This is a genomic window from Stenotrophomonas sp. 82F1 (assembly GCF_056861525.1).
Genome location: NZ_JBSPUD010000003.1, coordinates 1 through 16,563, shown reverse-complemented (window position 1 = coordinate 16,563; position 16,563 = coordinate 1). Strand labels below are relative to the sequence as shown.

At 66.4% G+C, this 16,563-nt stretch carries 15 protein-coding genes; 9 read left to right on the top strand and 6 right to left on the bottom strand.

The window, feature by feature from the left end; genetic code table 11:
- Nucleotides 1–108: 108 nt before the first annotated feature.
- Complete coding sequence (locus AC13GI_RS04395; protein WP_482995621.1) at nt 109–975, top strand: hypothetical protein; 867 nt, start codon at nt 109–111, stop codon at nt 973–975.
- A gap of 49 nt (nt 976–1,024) precedes the next feature.
- Here the strand turns inward: AC13GI_RS04395 and AC13GI_RS04390 are convergent, their stop codons facing one another.
- Entirely contained in the window at nt 1,025–1,318 is a 294-nt protein-coding gene (locus AC13GI_RS04390) for a hypothetical protein (protein ID WP_025878511.1), read from the bottom strand.
- A gap of 168 nt (nt 1,319–1,486) precedes the next feature.
- On the opposite strand from AC13GI_RS04390, the gene AC13GI_RS04385 reads away from it, so the two are divergent.
- Complete coding sequence (locus AC13GI_RS04385) at nt 1,487–2,149, top strand: decarboxylase (protein WP_482995620.1); 663 nt, start codon at nt 1,487–1,489, stop codon at nt 2,147–2,149.
- Between the two features lie 69 nt (nt 2,150–2,218).
- Nucleotides 2,219–2,992, top strand: a complete 774-nt coding sequence (locus AC13GI_RS04380) for a CDP-diacylglycerol diphosphatase (RefSeq protein WP_099821531.1) — start codon at nt 2,219–2,221, stop codon at nt 2,990–2,992.
- Here the strand turns inward: AC13GI_RS04380 and AC13GI_RS04375 are convergent.
- A complete protein-coding gene (locus tag AC13GI_RS04375) occupies nt 2,989–3,510 on the bottom strand; it encodes a GNAT family N-acetyltransferase (protein ID WP_380657468.1) in 522 nt (173 codons plus the stop codon). The genes AC13GI_RS04380 and AC13GI_RS04375 overlap by 4 nt on opposite strands.
- 303 nt (nt 3,511–3,813) lie before the next feature.
- Between AC13GI_RS04375 and AC13GI_RS04370 the strand changes: the two genes are divergently transcribed.
- Nucleotides 3,814–6,540, top strand: a complete 2,727-nt coding sequence (locus AC13GI_RS04370) for a TonB-dependent receptor plug domain-containing protein (RefSeq protein ID WP_482995619.1) — start codon at nt 3,814–3,816, stop codon at nt 6,538–6,540.
- Between the two features lie 62 nt (nt 6,541–6,602).
- Here AC13GI_RS04370 and AC13GI_RS04365 read toward each other — a convergent pair whose 3' ends face one another.
- On the bottom strand, nt 6,603–7,244 hold the full coding sequence (locus tag AC13GI_RS04365; RefSeq protein WP_482995618.1) for a hypothetical protein: 642 nt from the start codon (nt 7,242–7,244) through the stop codon (nt 6,603–6,605).
- 184 nt (nt 7,245–7,428) lie between these two features.
- Here AC13GI_RS04365 and AC13GI_RS04360 point away from each other — a divergent pair, with 184 nt between their 5' ends.
- Nucleotides 7,429–8,589 carry an amidohydrolase family protein gene (locus tag AC13GI_RS04360; protein ID WP_482995617.1) on the top strand — a complete coding sequence of 387 codons (1,161 nt, stop codon included), beginning with the start codon at nt 7,429–7,431 and terminating at the stop codon, nt 8,587–8,589.
- Nucleotides 8,590–8,705: 116 nt separating this feature from the next.
- On the opposite strand, the gene AC13GI_RS04355 is transcribed toward AC13GI_RS04360, so the two are convergent.
- Nucleotides 8,706–9,143, bottom strand: a complete 438-nt coding sequence (locus AC13GI_RS04355) for a DUF3806 domain-containing protein (RefSeq protein WP_482995616.1) — start codon at nt 9,141–9,143, stop codon at nt 8,706–8,708.
- Between the two features lie 131 nt (nt 9,144–9,274).
- A complete protein-coding gene (locus AC13GI_RS04350; RefSeq protein ID WP_099821537.1) occupies nt 9,275–10,156 on the bottom strand; it encodes a LysR substrate-binding domain-containing protein in 882 nt (293 codons plus the stop codon).
- 94 nt (nt 10,157–10,250) lie between these two features.
- Between AC13GI_RS04350 and AC13GI_RS04345 the strand changes: the two genes are divergently transcribed.
- Complete coding sequence (locus AC13GI_RS04345) at nt 10,251–10,952, top strand: ankyrin repeat domain-containing protein (RefSeq protein WP_482995615.1); 702 nt, start codon at nt 10,251–10,253, stop codon at nt 10,950–10,952.
- Between the two features lie 49 nt (nt 10,953–11,001).
- Nucleotides 11,002–12,450 (top strand): amidohydrolase family protein, encoded by a 1,449-nt coding sequence (locus AC13GI_RS04340; RefSeq protein ID WP_482995614.1) that lies wholly within the window; start codon nt 11,002–11,004, stop codon nt 12,448–12,450.
- A gap of 32 nt (nt 12,451–12,482) precedes the next feature.
- Here AC13GI_RS04340 and AC13GI_RS04335 read toward each other — a convergent pair whose 3' ends face one another.
- Complete coding sequence (locus AC13GI_RS04335; protein ID WP_482995613.1) at nt 12,483–13,412, bottom strand: LysR family transcriptional regulator; 930 nt, start codon at nt 13,410–13,412, stop codon at nt 12,483–12,485.
- A gap of 93 nt (nt 13,413–13,505) precedes the next feature.
- Between AC13GI_RS04335 and AC13GI_RS04330 the strand changes: the two genes are divergently transcribed.
- Both AC13GI_RS04330 and AC13GI_RS04325 read left to right on the top strand, forming a co-directional pair.
- Nucleotides 13,506–14,702: an MFS transporter gene (locus AC13GI_RS04330; protein ID WP_236512749.1), complete on the top strand. Its 1,197-nt coding sequence runs from the start codon at nt 13,506–13,508 to the stop codon at nt 14,700–14,702.
- 478 nt (nt 14,703–15,180) lie between these two features.
- Nucleotides 15,181–16,532, top strand: a protein-coding gene (locus tag AC13GI_RS04325) for an IS3 family transposase (protein ID WP_482995612.1) whose coding sequence is annotated in 2 segments (ribosomal slippage) — nt 15,181–15,628 and nt 15,628–16,532 — 1,353 coding nt in all. Because the reading frame shifts where the segments join, the coding sequence is not laid out codon by codon here.
- Nucleotides 16,533–16,563 lie beyond the last annotated feature (31 nt).

Here is a 16,563-nt window from a genome sequence, read left to right as displayed (position 1 = left end):
GGCTCACTGCATTGCCTGCGACGTGATCGGAAACTGATGCGGGGAGACCGTTCTTCTCTGCGTTACCATCCGTGTTCCGTAGGCACGCACCGATGCGCAGGAATTGCGATGCAGAGAACAATTATTCGCACCGTGCTGAGCACACTGATGCTGTCCGCTCCACTGCTTGCGCAGGCTGCCGCACCCGTCCAACAGGATGCCGCGGGCAACCGGCTGGAAGCGCTGCTGCTGCAGGGCGAGCAGGGCGCGGACGAGCCCGAGCGCTACTGCACTGCCGACGGCTGGTGGTGCGTGCGCGCGCTGCCCGCAACGGGCGAAGAACAACCGGCGGTGCTGGAAGTTGCCGAGCGCGCAGGTGATGAAGCCGAACCACGCATGCGCCACGTGCCCATCGAGGTAGTTGACGACGGCGACCTGCGGGTCTGGCCCTTCATCGTGCGCCTGGCCCCCGGCGCGGGCGCAGGCCAGGCCGTGGCCGATCCGCAACAGGCGGCACTGCAGAACGTGCTCGTTGGCGGTCTGGTGGAGGCCCGCGCGATGTATTCCGGTGGCGGTGCCAGCGCATCGACCCTGCAGCTGGCGCGCATCCGCCATCTCGATGAAGGCATCCAGGTGGACGCCGACGTGCTGTCCGTTGCGTTGTCGGCCAACAAGATGATCCGGGCCTGTTTCAGTGAGCGCGATTTCGATCAGCGCGCCGGTGCCTGCCACGACGAGTACAGTTTCGATGCTGAACTTGCGTTGGCAACCGAGGGGCAGGACATGCCCGTGCTGCGCTACCGGACCGAGGCCAGCAACTATCCGGCCGGGGTATCACCGCAGCGGGACTCGCTGGCCAAGGGACGGTTGAGGAAGAAGGATCTGCGCACCGAACAGGACGCGGAATGCAGCTACACGCGTACCTTCCGCTTCACCTCAGGAGCTTACCAGCCGGATCAGCCGCTGCCGGAGTGCTCGGGCTACACCGAGCCCTGAGCCATGGAGCCGGGCAGGGGCCCGGCTCTGTGCGACGACGCTGGCGCGTTTACTCGCAGCGGGTGGCGGTGATGATGTTGTCCTTGTCCACGAACACGCGCAGGCGGTCCTGGCGGATGTCCTTGGTGGTGATGGTGGCCGGGCCGATGGGATTGACCATGCCGGCGCCGCTTTCGCTGGACAGGCGGCGGATGTTCGGCTCGTTGGCCGGCTGGCCGATGGCCCAGCCCAGCTGGCTGGCATCGCAGCGGCCACTGCCCTTGACCTCCGGGCCGGGAGTGCTGACACAGGCCGACAGCAACAGGGCCGAGGCGGGCAGCAACAGAGTCAGGCGGATGGTCATGCGGGCGCTCCTGCGCAGGGGATTGGCGGCACGATAGCACTGACCGCGCGAAACCCGGCAGCGTTCGGGTCATTGCCCGCGCGGCCGCTGCACTGCATAGTGGCCGGCGTTGCCGGCAGCGTGCCGGCGGGCAGGCCGGGCCAGTCCGGTGCAGGTGTTGGGTCCAGTATGACGGCAGGCAGTTTGTGTGGCAGGCAGAACGCAGTGAAGGCGGTGGCTGTGCTGTCGCTGCTTTGCATGGCAGTGGCCGCCGTGGCCGCCGAACCGGTCGCAGCGCCCGCCGCCGAAGCGCCGGTGTTCGGTGGCTGGCGCAACCTGCAGACCGAAGCGGGTTACCAGCCGGCGCAGCGCAACCTGGCGTTCGCGCTGCTGCCGCAGGCTGCCACCCGTGGTGATCGCTTCGCCATCCTCGACCGCGAAGGCAAGCGCACGGTGTGCTGCCTGCAGGTGGCCAGCGAGTCGCTGGGTGTTGCCGCGCTGCGCGAGCAGTACCACCTGCCGCAGGCCGGGGTGACCGATCTGAGCAATGGCCGCAGCCCGGCGCGACCGTACCTGCCGCATGTCTATGCGATGCAGCGGGTGGATGAACTGGCCGACTATGCGTTCACCGATGTTGCCGGTGCCTACAGCGATCTGGGTGGGCTGCTGCTGCCCGACGCTGCTGTGCTGGCCGCCGACGGCAGCGAGGTGCGCCTGGGCGAGGCCCATTACCGCCTGCAGTTCCACCGCCAGCCGCTGGCCGATGATGATGGCGCACTGGACCGCTACACCCTGCAGCTGCTGCCTGCGGGCGCCCCGGTCGTGGTTGAAGTGCCGTTCGGCACCTACTGATTGCCACATCCCACTGGCTAGAATGGCGCGCGGCGCTGAATGTCGCGCCTGATCCCGTGAGTTGTTGCCGTGCGATTCCTGCTGCTGCCCCTGATCTTGCTGGCCGGTTGTGCCAGCGTGCCCCCCGCGCCGCCGCCGGCCCATTCGGATGCGTTGTGGCGCCTGATCGAGCGCGACTGCCAGGGTTCGCAGTCGCCTCGGGGTGACTGCCTGCAGGTGCGCCCGGCAGCCGACCACCGCGATGTGCTGGTCAAGGACGCGCACGGCCACTATCAGTTCCTGCTGATGCCGCTGGACAAGGTCAGCGGCATCGAAAGCCCCGCGCTGTACCGACGTGGTGCACCCAATTATTTCGCTGCCGCCTGGCAGGCGCGCGGGCGCACCGAGCAGGCGCTGGGCCAGCCGTTGCCGCGCAGCGTTGCCAGCCTGGCATTGAATTCACCGCATGGCCGTTCGCAGCACCAGCTGCACATCCACGTCGACTGCCTGCGCGCCGATGTGCTGCGTGCGCTGGAAGACCACCGTGCGACCCTCGGTACGCAGTGGGCACCCCTGCCGGTGCTGTTGCGCGGCCATCAGTACCAGGCGCGGCTGCTGCCCGGCGAAGCGTTGACCGCCAATCCGCTCAACCTGCTGGCCTACGGGCTGAGCGGTGTGGACAAGGTTGGCCAATGGAGCCTGCTGGTGGCGGGACACGAGGACGCGCACGGCGCGCCCGGATTCATCCTGCTGGCCACGCAGCTGGACCCTGACAGTGGCAACGACGCCAGCGCCGAGGAGCTGCAGGACCATGCCTGCAGCGTGTTGACCGGCGCGGATGCTGCGCTGGAGCGGGTGCGCTAGCTTTCCGCTGACCGCCGCTGCAACCAGGCAGGGGCGGTCAGCGCGTACAGCCGGCGGTCCTGCCAGCCCTCGTCATCCAGATGATGGTCGCGCAGCAGGCCTTCGTGCTCGAAGCCGACGGCCTGCAGGGTGGCGACCACTTCGCTGCCCGTATCGGGCGGCAGCAGGACGAACAAGCGACGGATTCCCACCTGTTCGAACAGGAACGTGCACAGCGCCTGCAACGACGGGTGCAGCTGGCGTTGCTGCGGGCAGCCTCCGGCATGCAGCCAGTACAGCTCGACACTGCGGGCATGTGCGCACTGCAGGCGCAGGCTCAGCTGGTCCAGCAGCTCGCCTTCGACGTCGAACGCGCCGAGCTGCAGATGGTCGTTGTCGTGTTGCAGCTGCGATCGCTGCACAGCGCAGAGGAAGCGGGCCTCGGCATCGAAGTGGGCGGGCAGGTTGCACGCGCGCTCGACCTGCCGATAGTGGCGGCGCCAGGCGACGAGGTCCGAGCGCTGCAGAGGTCGCAGCACGACGGGCCCGTGCTGAAGCAGCAGGAGATGACGGCGCAGTACGGGCCGCAGCGGTGGCAGGGAAGCAGGGAAATACCGGTTCATGGCGTGGGACGATGCCGCACCTGGGTGAACGGGGACAATGAAAGAAGTTGCAAACGCAGTGGTGCCGCGGCGTGCGGTCTGATTCGGTTCAGGCATAAGGCCATCAGGGCTGGTCATTTCCGTTGCAACCATCCGTTCAGGACACTTTCGTTACGGGATCGTTATGCGCGCACCGTCGCCAGCGCCCCGGACCACCCGCCCAACTCCCCCAGGAAGCCCATGTCCGCCTCTTCCCTGGCGCTGCGCCCGCGTCCGCTGGTGCTTGCCTTGTCGTCCCTGATGCTGGCCTCGTTGCCGGCCTTCGCGCAGGAAAGCGCACCCACCTCATTGCAGGAAGTGAAGGTCACCGGCTCGCGCATCCCGCGTGCCAGCGTCGAGGGGCCGTCACCGGTCACTGTGATCAGCCGCGAGCAGATCGATGCGCAGGGCTACCGCAACGCATTCGATGCGTTGAGCGCGCTCACTGAAAACACCGGCAACGTGCAGGGCGAGGACTTCGGCAATACCTTCACCCCGGCGGCGAACACCATCAACCTGCGTGGGCTGGGCCCGAACCGCACGCTGGTGCTGGTCAACGGCCGCCGCCAGGCCGACTATCCGCTGGCCTACGAAGGCTCGGTGAACGTGGTCAACCTGGCCAACATCCCCAGTGCGCTGATCGAGCGCATCGAGGTGCTGGCCGCCGGTGCATCGGCGGTGTACGGCTCCGATGCCATCGCCGGCGTGGTCAACATCATCCTCAAGGATCGCTTCGACGGTGTGGACGTCAACGTGCGTGCCGGCGGCACCCAGCAGGGCGGTGGTGACAACCAGCGTGTGCAGGTGGTGGGCGGCAGCTCGGGCGAGCGCTGGGAAGGCCTGTTCGGCTTCGAACTGGACGTGCGCAAGGCGATCCACGCGCGGCAGCGCGACTTCATGGATTCGCTGGACGATGATCCCACCGGCAAGGCGCCGCAGCCGACGGCCGTCGCCTATCGTCGCAACGCAGCCACTGGCCGCAATATCGATCCGGGCGCGGCCGGCTGCGATGCGGCCTCGGCCATCTACGGCGGCAGCGTGTTCCGCGCCAACAACCCTCGCCAGGGCGCGTACTGCGGTAGCAACGAAGCCGCTGCCAGCTACTGGACCGTGCAGACCGAGAAGCGCAACCTCAACGGCTACGGTCTGCTGACGTTCCACGTCAACGACAGCACCGACCTGTTCGCCGATGTCGCCGTGGGCAGCGCACGGATCCACAACAACACGCGCGCACCCACCTGGACCTCGTCACGCAACTATTTCTACAACCAGAACACGGGCAACCTGGAAAGCTGGTACCGCCGCTTCGCGCCGGAGGAAATTGGTGGCCTGCCACGCAACGCCAATCGCTTCCTGGAAAACTCGTGGTCGTTCAATGTCGGTGCGCGTGGCCAGTTCGGTGACAGCGGCTGGGACTACGAAGCGGTCTACAGCCGCTCGCGGTACGAGAACCGCACGCGCCGGCCGGTGCTGCTGGCCGGTATCAACGAGTATCTGCTGGGTCCGCAGCTAGGGGTGCGCAACGGCGTGGAGGTCTACGCACCGGATCCGTCGCGCCTGTTCCGGCCGCTGACGCCCGATGAGTACGGTCGCCTGTCCGACTACCAGGAAAGCCGCAACGCGGCGTGGCTGCAGACCTTCAGCGCGACGGTCAACGGCCGCCTGTTCGCATTGCCGGGTGGCGATGCCGCGTTGGCCGCAGTGGTCGAAGCGGGCAGCCAGGGCTACCGCAATCGTCCGGACCCGCGCCTGGGCACCGGTGAATTCTGGAACACCAGCGCCGGCATCGGTGCCGGTGGCGAACGTGACCGCTATGCGGCCGGTGTTGAACTGCAGCTGCCGTTGCTGCAGTCGCTGACCACCACCCTGGCAGGTCGCTACGACCAGTACCGCGCCGGTGGCGAGCATCTCGGCAAGGCGACGTGGAGCTTCGGTGTCGAATTCCGTCCGATCGAAAGCCTGCTGATCCGCGGCACCGCCGCCACCAGCTTCCGTGCGCCGGACATGAACTATGTGTTCGCCACCGAGACACGTGGCTACAACCCGGGCATGACCGACTACTGGCGCTGCCGCACCGCCGGCCAGTCGTATGACAACTGCGACTACAACGGCCTGTCGATCGACTACAGCAACCGCGCCAATCCGCAGCTGCAGCCGGAGTCGGCCAAGTCGTATGGCTTCGGCGTGGTCTGGTCGCCACTGTCCGGGCTGGATTTCAGCGCTGACTACTACGACATCCGCATCGACAACGAGGTGACCAGCCTCGACACCAGCCGCATCCTCCGTGATGAGGCCGACTGCCGGCTGGGTCGCACCCTCGGCGGCGAGGCGCGCGACATCGGTTCGCCGCTGTGCCAGGACGCGCTGTCGCGGGTGATCCGCAACCCCTCCACTGCCACCGTGCAGCCGGACCAGGTGACCCGCGTGTTGATCAATCCGATCAATGCGGCATCGGAATCGGTGCGTGGCGTCGACCTGAAGGGTAACTGGCGCTTCGATGCGGGCCGCTATGGCCGCTTCACCACGCGTCTGGCCTACACCCTGGTGCTGGAGCACGAGTACAAGCAGTTTGCCGATGACGAAGTGCGCGACATCCGCAATTCGCTGGATGACTGGCAGTGGCGCAGCAAGGCCAATGGCAGCATCACCTGGAACCAGGGCGACTGGACCGCGACGATCTATGGCAACCGTTATGGCTCGTTGCCCAAGAGCGATGGCAGTGGCCGCATCGCGCCGTACATGACCTACAACGCCAGTGTGTTCCGCCAGTTCGGCGAAAACCTGACACTGGGCGTGATCGTCAACAACCTGCGCTACAGCCGGCCGCCGGCGGACAGGAATGGCGGTGGCTGGCCGTTCTATCCGGTCGGCAACTACGACCCCTACGGCCGTCAGTTCTGGGTGGAGCTGGATTACCGGTTCCGTTGATCGAAACGCAAAACGAAAGGCCCGGCATTGCCGGGCCTTTCTCTATTCAGCTCATTGCTGGATCAGGGCAGCGCCTGCACCAGATACGACTCGATGACGTAGCTGAAAGACTGCCGCTGGCGGTCACGGAGCAGGGCGCGCACTTCCAGGATGACGCCATGGTCGCCTTCGCCGCGTGGCGGCCAGAACGTCTGGTCGGTGAGGGTCTGGCGCTGGAAGCCGAGCGGACCGACCACACGGCCAAAGGGCTCGTCGGTGGTGTCGAGCACCTGGTTCATGGCCGCGCTGAGGTGATCGGGCAGGTACCAGTTGTCGGCCTCCGACAGCACCCGGCTGCCGCAGGCCAGCTGCACACGGCGGTAACGCAGGGGCGTGGAGGCATTGGCGCCCAGGGCCTGCAGCACGTCGGCCGGCGCAGGCTTGTCCTGGCCATGTACGCGCACGGCGCGGACCCGGGCCTGCTCGGCCAGGCCGTGCTCGGCACACCAGCTTTCCAGGGTGGCGGTGGCGCTCTGACCGGCCAGCACGCGCTGATGCAGCACCTCGACCAGCGCTGCCGAGGCGATCCGCTGCTGGCCTGGCGGCGCCTGCAGGGGCGCGCTGGCGTTGGCATCGGTGGCGGACAGGCTGGCGATCGGGGCGGCGGCCAACAGGGACGCGGCCTGCCAGCGGCGAAGACGATCGTGGCGGTCGGACGGGCCCATGCGGCATCACAGCGGAAACAGGCGCCCATGTTACCCGTTCAGGCGTGCATCCGGCGTCCCTGCGGCGCAGGGTCGCGGGCGGGATTCATCGTGCCGATGAATGCATGGCATGCAGATATTTCGTTGGCCGATGGCAGCGGCGGCGGGCAGGATGACCCCAGTGTTGGCTTTCCGGGAGATCCAGATGACCCTGCAGTTCGTTCATGGTGGCGTCGATCGCGACGGTACCCCCCTGCATTTCCACGTCCGTGATGGCCGTTTTGTCGGCATCAACGGCGACGACGCGGCAGCAGAGGAAGCCCAGACCGTCGACCTGACCGGCTTTGCCGTTCTGCCGGGACTGGTCGATGGCCATATCCATCTGGACAAGAGCTTCGTCGGCGACCGCTGGCACCCGCACCAGCCGGTGAACAGCCTGCGTGAGCGGCTGGCGGTGGAAAAGACCGCGATAGCCGCCGCTGCACCGATGGCGGACCGTGCCGAGGCGCTGATCCGCCAGTGCAGCGGCTTCGGCACGGTGGCGATGCGTTGCCATGTCGATATCGATGGCAGCACCGGCCTGCGCCACCTGCAGGCGGTACGCGAGGCCGCGCTGCGCTGTGCCGACATCATGCGCATCCAGCTGGTGGCGTTTCCGCAGGCGGGCGTGATGTCGTGCCCGGGTACAGCGGCGGTGCTGGAACAGGCGATTGCTGCAGGGGTGGAAGTACTGGGTGGCATCGACCCGAGCACGCTGGACGGGGATGCCGACGGCCAGCTGGCGTTGTTGTTCGGGCTGGCCGAGCGCTATGGCGTACGCCTGGACATCCACCTGCACGAGCCGGGCGAGACCGGGCTGGCGCAGCTGCTGCGGATCGCGGCGCGCACGCGCGCGTCGGGCCTGCAGGGCAGGGTGGCAGTCAGTCATGCCTATGCGCTGGGCGAGGTGCCATTGGCACGCGCGCTGCAGGTCGGCGAGGCGTTGGCTGCTGCAGGCGTAGCGATCATGAGCAATGCGCCGGGCGACCATCCGTTCCCGCCGCTGCGCGCCCTGCACGACGCAGGTGTGCGCGTGTTCGCGGGCAACGACAACATCCGCGATTGCTGGTGGCCGTACGGCAACGGCGACCTGCTGCAGCGGGCGATGCTGCTCGGTTACCGCTCCGGCTTCTACACCGATGCGGACCTGATGCTGGCGCTGGACATGGTCACCACCCATGCGGCGGCGGTGATCGGGCTGCCGCAGTACGGCATTGCAGACGGTCTTCCGGCCACCTTCGTGGCGGTACGTGCCGACCATGGTCCGGCTGCGGTGGCAGGGGTGCCGGTGGAGCGCCGCGTGGTGGTCGACGGTCGCTGGCTGTAGATCCATTCCATGTGTGGATGGAACCATCCCGCGGTCACGTTCATCCACGCATGGCGTGGATCTACCCATCACGCCGCGCCAACCCCTTGTAGTGCCGAGCCATGCTCGGCAGCCTTTCAGGCGTAATCGTCGGCGCGGGTGGCGACGAACTCCTCCAACCACGCCAGCAGATGGGCGATGTCGATCGTCTCGCCCTGCTCGACGCGTTTGAGCAGCAGCGTGCTGACTCCGATCTGCAGGCTGCTGTCGGCATAGCGCAGCACCGCGTCGATGCCCCAGGCGTCAGTGACCTGCATCCAGGCCAGGCCCGGCACGCGCTGGGCCAGCGTGTCGCCGAACGCCACGCCCAGCGCCTCCCAACCATCGCAGTCGTCACGATCGAGCAGCTCCGCATCGACTACGCGCTGCAGCGTGGGGGCCGACAGTGGCCATTGCACCGGCAGGGTGGGAAATTCGGCGGCCACGCGAGCGGCGATCCGTGAACGCTGGTGCTGCAGATGCGCATGCAGCGCAGCGGGCAGGGGATCGAAGCGGGTGGGGATTTCGTCGGACATGGCAGGGCGCCGTGGAGCACGGAAACAACAGGTACTGTAGCGGGTAATATTGCCCGCCGTGCGGCCGGATTGACCATGTTTCGATGCTTGACGCGCGAAAGGCATCCACGCATGGCGTGGATCTACTGTTGTCAGTCCGGTTCGCGTTGCACCTGGCGCCACAGTTCGCTGGCTAGCGCACGCACCGCATCATCGGCATCGGCACGATGCAGCAGGCCGATCTCGTAGTTGTCGACCACCGGCAGGTCGCGCTGGCCATCGATGATGCGGTGTTCGCGGTTGACCGCGCGACGTGGCAGCAGGCTGATGCCGATGCCGTCGGCCACCGCGCCCTGGATGCCGCTCAGCGAGGAACTGGTGAACGCGATGCGCCAGCGCAGGCCCAGTGCCTCGACGGCCTGGATCATCTCGTCGCGGTACAGCCCACGCGGCGGGAACGTGACCAGCGGCAGCGGGTCCTGCTGCAGGCTGCTGCTGCGCAGGCTGTCGATCCAGTGCATCGGCTCGCGCCGGCAATGCACGGCCTGGCGAGTGTTGCGACGCTGCTTGACCAGCACCAGGTCCAGCTCGCCATGGTCAAAGCCGTGGGCCAGATCACGGCTGAGGCCGCTGCTGATTTCCAGCTTGACCTGCGGGTGGCGGCGGCTGAAGGCGGCGAGCATGCGCGTGGTCTGGGCGTTGACGAAGTCCTCCGGCACACCGATGCGCACTGCGGTCTCCACGGTGGCGCCGGCCAATGCCTGGGCCAGCTCCTCGTTCAGATCGAGCATGCGCCGGGCATAGCCCAGCAGGGTGTGCCCGGCATCGGTGGGATGCACGTCGCGGTGGCCGCGCTCGAGCAGGCGGTGACCGGCGAGTTCCTCCAGGCGGCGAACCTTCTGGCTGACCGTGGACTGGGTCGAATGCAGGCGGGTGGCCGCGGTGGTGAAGCTGCCGCAGTCAGCGACCATCACCAGGGCTCGCAGCAGGTCCAGTTCAAACACTGTTCTATTCGATTTGGCACTGTCTTGCATTTGAACATTTCACTTCTGGATACCCGTGCCGACTTCTACCATGCAGGGCAGGGGCCGGCAATGGCCGGCGCCATCGCGCATGAGGAGACTCACGATGCACCACCTTCGCTCCCGGCAGCGTCGTTCGGCAGTGGCTCGCATGCTGTTGCTGTGCCTGCTGGTCATGGTGATTCCGGCGTGCACGGCGACTTCCAGCAGCGATGCCGATGCGCAATTGCGCGATGCCGCCAGCCGCGGCGACGCCGAGGCCGTGCGCGAGTCACTGGATGCGGGTGCCGATCTGGAAGCCCGTGACGGCCAGGGCCGCACGGCCCTGCTGCTGGCCACCCACGGCAACAACGTGGACGTGGCGCGCGAGCTGATCGAGGCCGGCGCCGACGTCAATGCCAAGGACGAGATGCAGGACAGCGCCTACCTGTACGCTGGCGCACGCGGCCTGGACGAGATCCTGGCGCTGACCCTCGCGCACGGTGCAGACCTGCGCAGCACCAACCGCTATGGCGGTACCGCGCTGATTCCTGCTGCCGAGCGCGGTCATGTCGCTACCGTGCGTACGCTGCTGCGTGCTGGTGTGGCCGTGGACCATGTCAATCGCTTGCACTGGACTGCACTGCTGGAGGCGATCCTGCTCGGCGATGGTGGTCCGCGCCACGTGCAGATCGTGCAGCTGCTGCTGGACGCTGGTGCCGATCCCGAACTCGCAGATGGTGACGGCGTAACGCCGCTGGCGCATGCCCGGCAACGCGGCTACACCCACATCGAAACATTGCTGCGCCAGCACGGCGCGACACGCTGACACCCGCCCCTTCCACCCGCACGCTGCCGTGCCCACCAGGATGCTGTCCATGTTCCGCTCCCATCCGTTGTCCCTTGCCGTCCTTCTTGCGGTTGCACCGCTGTCGGCGTCTGCCGCCGAGCGCGCCGATCTGCTGATCCGTAACGCCACCGTGGTCGATGTCGAGCACGCACGCAGCGTGCCCGGGCAGAGCGTGGTCATCCGTGGCGAGGACATCGTCGCGGTCGGTCCCGATGCGCAGGTGCGCAGCCAGTGGAGCAGCAGCCGCCAGATCGACGCCAAGGGCAAGTACCTGATTCCGGGCCTGTGGGACATGCACGTGCACTTCGGTGGCGGCCCGGCGCTGGTGGAAGAGAACAAGGCGCTGCTGCCGCTGTACATCGCCCACGGCATCACCACGATCCGTGACTGCTCCGGTGATCTGCCGCAGCAGGTACTGCAGTGGCGCGGCGAAATCGCCAACGGCACGCTGTTCGGTCCGCGCCTGCTGACGTCGGGTGCGAAGATCGAAGGCATCAAGCCGGTCTGGAAGGGCACGATCGAGGTGGGCAGCAAGGCCGACGCGGACAAGGCGATCGAACGCCTGCAGCACGACAAGGTCGATTTCGTGAAGATCACCGACAGCACGCTGACCCCGGAACTGTTCCTGTACTCGGCCAGTGCCGCGCGCAAGGTGGGTTTCAAGGCCTCAGGCCATATTCCGATGGCGTTGACGGTGGAACAGGCAGTGGACGCAGGCCTGGCCTCGATCGAGCATCTGGACTATGCGTTCAAGGCGGGCAGCAAGGATGAAGCGCAGATTGCCGCCGATTTCGGCGCCGGGCGCATCGACCGTGCTGAAGCCAACCGCCGGCTCGACGCCAGCTTCGATCACGAAACCGCGCTGCACGCCTATCGTGATTTCGCCAAGCGCGGCGTATTCGTGACGCCGACGCTCAACGGTGGCCGCATCCTCGACTTCCTCGACCAGGACGACCACGCCAACGATCCGTATCTGGCCTACATCGGCCCGGGCCTGCGCGCGACGTACGCCTGGCGCGTGGAGCGCGCGGCCAAGGCGACGCCGGCGCAGATCGAGGCGCGCCATGCGCAGTACCACCAGGTGGCCGCAGTGCTGCCGCTGCTGCAGGAAGCGGGGGTGACGATCATTGCCGGCACCGATGCGGGCTTCCTCAACTCGTTCAACTACCCGGGTATCGGGCTGCACCAGGAGTTGCAGCTGTTCGTGAAGGAAGGCCTGAGCGCACCGCAGGCGCTGTCCGCCGCGACCCGCTCCGGCCCGGCCTGGTTCGGCCAGATGCAGCGCTATGGCGGTGTCGCCACGGGCAAGGCGGCCGATCTGGTGCTGCTGACCGCCAATCCGCTGCAGGACATCGCCGCCACCGAAAAGATCGACAGTGTGATCCTGCGTGGCGATGTGTACGACCGCGCGGCGCTGGACAGGATGCTGGCCGACACCAAGGCCAAGGTCGCTGGCTGGAATGTTGCGGCGAAGTAGAACCACGCCCGCGTTGATGTCGCCGGCAGCGCCTAGCGTGGCGCCGGCCGCATGCCATGCAGTTGCGGCAGCGCGGCTTTCATCGCGTCGATGAAGGCGCGCAGGCGCAGGGGTTGCTGTCGTGCGGCAGGGAACACCAGATGCACCGGCAGCGGCGGTGCCTGCCAGTCCGGCAGCAGTTGCACCAGCCGTCCTTCGGCCAGATCGTCGACCACCAGCCAGGCCGAAACCACCGCCGCACCCAAGCCAGCACGTGCGGCCTGCTGCACCACGAACAGGTTGTCGCTGAGCAGGCGTGGCGTGATGGACAGCGTGTGTGCGCGGCCTTGCGCGTCGTGCAGCAGCAGACGTTCACGGTAATAGGTGACCAGCGAGATCCATGGCAATGCCTGCGCCTGCTCGGGCGTGGTGATCGAGCCTGCATCGGCCAGCGAGGGTGCGGCCACCACGATGCGCGGTACTTCGGCCAGCGGCAGGGCGACCATGCGCGGTTCGTCGACCGTGCCGACCCGCACCGCGCAGTCGATGCCTTCGGCGATGAAGTCCGGGCGGCGGTCCTCAAGAATCCACTCCAGGCTCAACTGTGGATGCTGGGCCAGGAAATCGAGCATGGTCGGCAGCAGCTGCGCCTGGCCGAATGCATGCGGCACCATCACCCGCAGGCGACCGCTGAGCATCTGGGCCTGGCCGTGCAGCTCGGCCTGCAGCGCTTCCCATTCGTCCACCACCCGCTGCGCATGGCGTTGGCAGCGCTGGCCGTCCTCGGTCAGCAGCAGGCCGTGGGTGGACCGTTGCAGCAGGCGCAGGCCCAGTTGCCGCTCCAGGGCTTGCAGCCGACGGCTGACGGTGGGCTGGGTGGTGCCCAGCTGCAGGGCAGCAGCAGAAAGGCTGCCGCTGTCCACGATACGCAAAAAAGTACGTAGCAGATCCAGGCGGTCGCCACCCGAGGCAAGGTCGTTCATGCGTATGACGTATGGCAAGTATGTGGCTGAGCCTACTACAGACGCACTGCGAATATCGGCACGCTACGCTCCACTTCTTTCCCGGATGCCCCCATGTCCACCCCCTCGCTCTCAACCATCACCACTGCGCCCAGCGCCGCGCCCGCCCCATCACTGGTACTGGCCATGGCCGCCGGTGCGGGCTTCTCGGTGGCCTCGCTCTACTACAGCCAGCCGATGCTGGGCCTGATCGCCCAGGATCTGGGTGCCGGCGAGCGCGCCGTGGGCCTGGTGCCGACCCTGACCCAGCTGGGCTATGCGCTGGGCATCCTGCTGCTGGCTCCGCTTGGCGACCGCTTCGACCGGCGCAACCTGATCCTGCTGAAGTCGGTTTTGCTGGCGTTGGCCCTGGGGGCGGCGGCCTTGGCCGGCCAGTTGCCGGGGCTGCTTGTTGCCAGCCTGCTGGTCGGGCTGATGGCCACGCTGGCGCAGGACATCGTGCCGGCCGCCGCGGTGCTGGCACCGGATGCGCAGCGTGGGCAGGTGGTGGGCCGGGTGATGACGGGCCTGCTGCTGGGCATCCTGCTGTCGCGCGTGGTCAGCGGCGTGGTGGCCGAAGCCTGGGGCTGGCGCGTGCAGTTCGGCCTGGCGGCTCTCTCGGTGCTGGCGATGGGCGCGGTGATGGCACGGGCACTGCCGCACTTCGCCGCGACCAGCACGCTGCGCTACCCCGCGCTGTTGGGCTCGTTGCTGGCGCTCTGGCGCGAGCAGCCGCAGTTGCGTCGCGCCGTCGCCAGTCAGTCGCTGCTGGCGGTGGGCTTCAGTGCGTTCTGGTCGACGCTGGCGCTGATGCTGCATGCACGGCTGGGTCTGGGCAGTGCCGCTGCGGGTGCGTTCGGCATTGCCGGTGCTGCGGGTGCATTGGCTGCGCCCGTTGCGGGCCGCTTCGCCGATCGCTTGGGCAGCCCTGCGGTAGCGCGGTTGGCGATCGCCGTCGCGCTGGCAGGCTTTGCCCTGTTGCTGGCCGAGTCATGGCTGCCGGCCGCTGCGCTGCTGCCGTTGCTGGTGGTCAGCGCGTTGCTGTTCGATTTCGGTTTCCAGTCGGCGCTGGTCGCGCACCAGACTCTGGTCTACGGTCTGGTGCCGCCGGCACGCAGTCGCCTCAACGCGCTGCTGTTCACCGGCATGTTCATCGGTATGGCGGCAGGCGGTGCATTGGGCAGCCTGGCGTTGGCGCAGTGGGGGTGGCAGGGCGTGGCGTGGCTGGCGACGATCTGTGCTGGTGGCAGCCTGCTGATCCGCCTGCGTTGAGGGGGTGTTCGGCAGGGCTGCGCCCTGCACCTGCAGAGGCCACTGCGCAAGCAACAGCAACAGCGTGCGTGCATTCCGTGGGAGGGCGTGGCGGTGTCGGATTGCGGGGACGCCGCAAGTACGTCCCTGTAGGCTTGGCCGCGCCATCCATGGCGCGGACACCCCGCAATCCGACACCGCCCCACCCACGACCCTGTTGCGGTATCTGGCACATCCACGCCATGCGTGGATGAATCTCCGTCGGAATCGAATATTTCGACAATTGAAATTAGAGCATCCAGGCATGGCGTGGATCTACGTGTCGACCAAGGTCGACACCTACCAAGAGCAGGTCATGTCATCCGGGCAGATTGCGGAGATCTGTCGAAGGCGGGGTGGGTCCGGTTGCGGGGGTGTCCGCGGCATGGATGCCGCGGCCAAGCCCCCAAGGTGAAGTGACCCCCGGGAGTTGGACGCCAGATCCAACCCCGAGGGATACATGAACAGGTACGAAGCTCGATTCAAACTGCAGGTCGCCAAAGAAGCCTGCAAGACCTCCACGTCGGTCAAAGCCATCGCCCGACACCACGGTTTGGAGTTCTCCACGGTCAGACGCTGGGTGGCTACGTATCGGCTGCACGGTTGGCGCGGGTTTCACCGCCAGACCCGGTCCTATGACCTCGCGTTCAAGCTGGCTGTTCTGGAGAAGATGAGCCGGGACGGCATGTCCGGGCGTGAGGCCACCACCTACTTTCAGATTGGCGATGCCGGCGCAGTGGGGCAGTGGCGGCGCCTGTATGCTCAGGGCGGTGCCCAAGCGTTGGCACCGCCGCCGCTGCCGCCCCGAAAGCCGATGAAAAAGACCCGTTCGTCCAAACCACCTGAGGATATGAGCCGCGATGAGCTGCTCAAGGAAGTCGCCTATCTGCGTGCGGAGACCGACTACCTAAAAAAACTCGATGCCTTGATCCGGGAAGAGCAGGCGGCGCAGGACGCAAAGCGCAAGCCATCCAAGGATTGAGGCAGGTTCATACGCTGTCGCTTCTGCTCGAAGCGGCAGAGCTGTCGCGCAGTACTTTCTATTACCAGAACCATGTCCTGGCCCATCCGGATCAGGACGAGGCAGATCTGTGCGAGCGCATCCGTGCAATCTACGATCAAAGCCAAGGGCGCTATGGCTATCGCACGGTGACGCTGGAATTGGCCAATCAGGGCCATCGGACCAATCACAAGCGGGTACAGCGTCTGATGGGAGAGATGGGCCTGAAATCACGGGTCCGCGTGAAGCGCTACCGATCTTTCAAAGGGGCAGCCAATGTTGTGGTTGGCAATGACCTCAATCGCCAGTTCCATGCCGAGCGGCCCAACCAGAAGTGGGTGACCGACGTCACCGAGTTCAAGGTGCAAGGGATGAAGCTCTACCTGTCGCCGATCATGGACCTCTACAACGGCGAAATCGTGGCTTATCAGATCAAGCGTCAGCCCGTGTTCGATCTGGTAGGTCAGATGCTGGACGAAGCCATCAACAAGCTCTCCCCGGATGAGCGCCCCATGATCCACTCCGACCAGGGCTGGCAGTACCAGCATGAAAACTACCGGCACATGCTGGAAAAGCACTCGTTGAAGCAAAGCATGTCCCGGCGTGGCAACTGCCTGGACAATGCGGCAATGGAAAGCTTTTTCGGGACGCTGAAGTCAGAATTTTTCTACCTGAACAGCTTTGACAGCATCGAGAGTCTGGAGGCTGGGCTCGTGGATTACATCAAGTACTACAACCAAGAGCGCATCAGATTGAAATTGAAGGGCCTGAGCCCGGTACAGTACCGGAAACAGGCCCAAGCGGCCGTTTGACCCCACCGTCCAACTCTCGGGGGTCACTTCA